The sequence below is a fragment of the Dyella sp. genome, assembly GCF_035508675.1.
Classification (GTDB): Bacteria; Pseudomonadota; Gammaproteobacteria; order Xanthomonadales; family Rhodanobacteraceae; genus Dyella_B.
The window spans coordinates 1-4,439 of record NZ_DATJMN010000205.1 but is presented as its reverse complement, the minus strand read 5'-3'; the positions used below and the strand labels follow the sequence as shown (position 1 = coordinate 4,439).

Below are 4,439 nucleotides of genomic sequence, written 5' to 3'. Positions count from 1 at the left end.
ACGGTAGAAGGCTTTGCCGATAACGCGGGCGACACGGGATACAACATTCGGCTCGGGCGCTTGCGTGCCAATGCCGTGCGCGACTACCTAGTGAAGACGGACGGCATGTCCGCCGATCAGGTACGCGCGGTCAGCTACGGCAAGGCGCTCAACCGCCAGGTGCTGAAGGGCAAATCGGGCGACGGTGCCGAGCCCAATCGCCGCGCAACCTTGGTAGTGGATTTCGCCGGCGAACAGGCGCAAGCGACGCCGCAAGGATGACCCCTCATGGCGCTGTGGCAAACCGATCGCTTTCGTGACCGTATCGATGCGGCGGAGCAGCTGGCGGATGCGTTGTCGTCGTTGCGCGACAAGCATCCGCTGATCCTGGCCATTCCGCGCGGCGGCGTGCCCATCGGCCGGGTGCTTGCCGACCGGTTGCAGGGTGACCTGGATGTGGTGCTGGTCAGAAAGCTCGGTGCGCCCGGCCACCCTGAGTACGCCGTTGGCGCCATCGACGAAAACGGCCGCATGCAGGTTTCGCAGGAAGCGGTACTCGCCGGAGCCAGCGAGCATTACCTGCAACAGGAAGCGGCGGCGCAGCTGGCAACCATACGTGCTCGCCGCCAGCTGTATAGCCCGCATCATGCCGCTGTCGATGCAGCCGGGCGCACGGTGGTGGTGGTGGATGACGGGCTAGCCACCGGCGCCACCATGCGCGCGGCCTTGCAGGCGGCACGTGCGCGCAAGCCCTCGCGCCTGATTTGCGCTGTGCCAGTGGCGGCGCCCGCAAGCCTCGTTGAGGTCGCCGACCTCGCGGATGACCTGGTGTACCTGTCAGCCCCTGCGCACTTCCGTGCGGTCAGCCAGTTTTACCTGGCATTTCCGGCCGTCGACGATGAGGAAGTCATGCGCCTGCTGGAGGCGAAGCATTCCGCTTCGGTGAATGCGGATGTCGAATCCGTGCAGATCGGCGCCGAGGCAGGCGTCGTGCTGAGCGGCGATCTGGCGATCCCGCACAACGCCGCAGGCCTGGTGATTTTTGCGCACGGCAGCGGCAGCAGCCGCAAGAGCCCGCGCAATCGACACGTGGCATATGCGCTCCATGCGCATGGACTGGCCACCTTGTTGTTCGATTTGTTGACGGAGGACGAAGCCAGGGACGTGGCGTTGCGTTTCGATATTTCCAAGCTGACTTCGCGCCTGGATGCCGCTTTGCAGTGGGCCATGCGGCATGCTGGCACCAAGGCGTTGCCGATCGGTTTGTTCGGCGCCAGTACCGGTGCAGCGGCGGCCTTGGTGTTGGCGGCGCGCTATCCCATGGCAGTGAAAGCCGTGGTGTCGCGCGGAGGGCGTCCAGACCTCGCGGGGCACGGCGTGCTGGCACGGGTAACTGCACCGACCCTGCTCATCGTGGGCGGTGCCGACAAGGAGATCATCCCGCTCAACCGCCTCGCCTTGAGTTCAATGACTTGCCATGCGGAAATGGTCCTGGTGCCGAATGCCACGCATTTGTTCGAGGAGCATGGGGCGCTCGAGCAAGTGAGTGCGCTGGCCGCGAAGTGGTTTCGCGAGCAGCTTGCCTAGGGACAATGGCGCTAACTTAAGGGCACTTCTATAAATTGCACTCAAGCGCAACGGGCATCTGGATCATTGCGACAAACCGTTCCCTCCCCTACTTCGCAGGGGAGGGAGCAAATCGCGGCAGCGTAGGTTGGCGGTGAGCGCAAGCGAACCCCAACGTCGGGATGCATTCTGCATGGCAATGTTGGGGTTCGCTGCGCTCACCGCCAACCTGCGAAGGATTACGCTACGTCCTCAAGCTCTTCCGCAAGTTAGTGCCATGGGGATCAATGCCGCATCCACACCGGCAAGCTGAGGTGCTGCAGCACCTCGCGTGTTGCGCCGCCCAGGATGCGCTCGCGCAGGCGGGTGTGGCCGTAGGCGCCCATCACCAGCAGGTCGGCTTGCACGTGGTGCGCGGCTTGCAGCAAATCATCACCGATGCTGTTGCCGGATGGCGCAAGCGCGCTCGGCTGCACTGCCAGGCCATGCTGTGCGAGGTAACGGCCAAGATCGAACTCCGGCCGCCAAGTATCCGTAGGGGAGGGCAGGCGGTCGCCTTCCAGCAGCACAATCCGCCGTGAATGCTTGAGCACCGGCAAGGCTGAATGGATGGCGCGCAATGCCGCCATGGAGCCGTTCCAGGCGATCGCCACGCAGTTCAACGCAAAGGGCTTGGCATGAGTGGCCGGCACGACAAGGCATGGCACGTCGCAGCTCAGCATGATGTCGCCGATTGCCGCGGGTGATCCCCACGTAGTGGCGTCGTCGCTGCCAAGCACCAGCAGATCGTGCCAGTTGCAGGCCGCCGCCAGGCAGTCGATCACGTAACCTTGTGCAACTTGCCAAGCGGCCTTTTCGACACCGCGCAGGCTTGCTTCGGCAAGAAAGCCAGCTTCCGACTTGCACGCTTCTTCCATCAGCTCCCGCACCTGATCGGCCCACTCCAGCTCGAAGCCCGGCACTTCGTAAGCAGGCGGGCTGATGTTGAATGACGGGCAGATAAAAAAGCCTGTCATCTGTGCATGCAATGCCTTGGCGAGTGCGGCACCGTATTCCATCTGCGCGGGCCACGCACGCATCGATTCGGTGTAAACGGCAATATTTTTCAAGGCTCGCTCCGTGATATGTCAGGTTTGGCGGCAGCAGCGATGTTTTCGCCGCAAAAGCCCAGCGCGGCCAGGCCCTCCTCGATGAAGTCGCTAGCCAGGGGCGAGCCGAGCAAATAAGGCGCGGTGCGCTCGTTGTGCGCGTGTGCGGCATCTTCGAGAACCGACGGCCAATCCTCTGCCGAGCCGTTGTCGCGGCCCAGCCACATCAAGGCGACTAGCTCGATCTGCTGATCCTCCGGCAGATCGTTGATGAAGGATTCCAGTTCGTGGCGTACGGGCTCGTTGCGGCAGTCGTTTTCATGCCGGGTATAAACGTCCACGTCCTCGGCATCCAGCGGTGACCCTTGTTCCACCCCGTTATCGGCCGCGTCGCCAAGCAGCTCGGCGTTTTCGTATTCGCGCAGCATCGCCACGACGAAGCAAACCGCATCCGCCGGAATCGAAAGCGACGGTTCGGGACTGCTGGAAGTGCTTGCGCTCATGACGTTCATGTCGTTGCCAGGATCACGCATACACGTTAAAGAAACCGGGTTTTGGCGCATTGATATGGATCAAGCCGAAACGCGGCTGTTGTATTGGTGCGATCCGTACTGGATTTGGTGACGCTTTTCGAGCGTATACAAACGTCGCAGAGGTCGCCAACTGGCTTCGCTATCACGACATTTCCGCGCACGGCCAAGCCGTGCCGGCCGCTGGAACGCGTCCCCCGATCCAACCTATACGTTCTCGGGATAACCGACGGACTGCGCGAACAGCACGCGCTGGTCTTCCCGCAATCCCAATCGAAGCGCCAGGGCGGTCTTGTCGCAGTTATGGAACCAGGCGGCAAGTCCCTCGCCCGCGCAGAACAGGTACACGTTCTCCGAGATCATGCCGGCATCTACGTAGTAGTACGCCTTCTGTGTTTCCACGTCGTGCAGGCCGGGCTCCCGGAAGCCACGGGTATGGGTAAGGCGATGAATGTCGGCGACGTAGATCAGCTGCACGGGAATATCGGCATTCGCATCGCGCTGGTCGGGCGTCATGGCGTAGCCGCGCAGGTCGCCATTGGCGACAGGCGCCAGTTCCAGATCCAGCGCGTCGAAGCGATACACGGCGTCCCGCATCGCTACATACACGTCGATCTCCTGCGAGTTGCTGGCCGACGCAGCCGTTCGCCCGGTGACGCCGAATGGTCCATCCGTGCGATTCACGCCACACGCCGCCCACAGCAAGTCGGAGAGCGTTTGCAGCGAGATCGGCGCGCTGCTGATCTGGCGAATGGTGCGCCGCCGCTCCAGTGCTTCGAATAGGGAAACGTCGCGTCGTGCGTGGCGCGGTACGGGCAGACGTATCCGCGGCAGGTTGGATATCGACGGTTGTTCGGCGCTGGTCATCACGTCACCGCAGAGAGTGGAGTACGGCTCTTGACGTCACCGCGACGGCGGTGGACGTATCGATGTGCTACCCATCCACTACGGGTGGCGTCCTGTCCATGCGCGAAAATGGAAGAGTGTGGCTATGACCGCTCTTACGGGCGGCGGGGGCCACCTGTTCGAACCATCAGTAGCCACAAAGCCATTGTGGTGTTGAGGGCAAGGGCTGCGTATTGATCGGCATCAAGTAGATGGCTCGATATCGAGCCGTCGGGATGAAATGGCAGCTTTCCAAAGGTTCCGATGCTGGGATTTCATCCCAGACTGCGGGTGCCGCCCACTTCATTCGTAGCGCAATGCTTCGATCGGATTCAGCAGCGACGCTTTGCGCGCCGGGTAGTAGCCGAAAAAGATCCCGACCGCCACCGAA

General features: G+C 62.4%; 6 protein-coding genes. 2 read left to right on the top strand and 4 right to left on the bottom strand.

Features of this window, described 5'->3' with window-relative positions; translation table 11 throughout:
• Positions 1–261, top strand: a 261-nt coding sequence (locus VMA74_RS10795) for an OmpA family protein (protein ID WP_325366785.1), incomplete at its 5' end; no start/stop codon positions are given.
• Between the two features lie 6 nt (positions 262–267).
• Positions 268–1,566 (top strand): alpha/beta family hydrolase, encoded by a 1,299-nt coding sequence (locus tag VMA74_RS10790; RefSeq protein WP_325366783.1) that lies wholly within the window; start codon positions 268–270, stop codon positions 1,564–1,566.
• A gap of 263 nt (positions 1,567–1,829) precedes the next feature.
• Here VMA74_RS10790 and VMA74_RS10785 read toward each other — a convergent pair whose 3' ends face one another.
• The 4 genes from VMA74_RS10785 to VMA74_RS10770 all read right to left on the bottom strand — a co-directional run.
• Positions 1,830–2,654: a universal stress protein gene (locus VMA74_RS10785; RefSeq protein WP_325366781.1), complete on the bottom strand. Its 825-nt coding sequence runs from the start codon at positions 2,652–2,654 to the stop codon at positions 1,830–1,832.
• Positions 2,651–3,136 (bottom strand): DUF3775 domain-containing protein, encoded by a 486-nt coding sequence (locus VMA74_RS10780; protein WP_325366779.1) that lies wholly within the window; start codon positions 3,134–3,136, stop codon positions 2,651–2,653. The genes VMA74_RS10785 and VMA74_RS10780 overlap by 4 nt, the downstream gene beginning before the upstream one ends.
• 234 nt (positions 3,137–3,370) lie before the next feature.
• Positions 3,371–4,030 carry a nitroreductase family protein gene (locus tag VMA74_RS10775; RefSeq protein WP_325366777.1) on the bottom strand — a complete coding sequence of 220 codons (660 nt, stop codon included), beginning with the start codon at positions 4,028–4,030 and terminating at the stop codon, positions 3,371–3,373.
• A gap of 166 nt (positions 4,031–4,196) precedes the next feature.
• Positions 4,197–4,439, bottom strand: a 243-nt coding sequence (locus VMA74_RS10770; protein WP_325366775.1) for a hypothetical protein, incomplete at its 5' end; no start/stop codon positions are given.

Excerpts from the sequence above, each read along its gene's own strand:
- VMA74_RS10790 (WP_325366783.1), top strand. The coding sequence starts at position 268 with ATGGCGCTGTGGCAAACCGATCGCTTTCGTGACCGTATCGATGCGGCG.
- VMA74_RS10780 (WP_325366779.1), bottom strand. The coding sequence starts at position 3,136 with ATGAGCGCAAGCACTTCCAGCAGTCCCGAACCGTCGCTTTCGATTCCG.
- VMA74_RS10775 (WP_325366777.1), bottom strand. The coding sequence starts at position 4,030 with ATGACCAGCGCCGAACAACCGTCGATATCCAACCTGCCGCGGATACGT.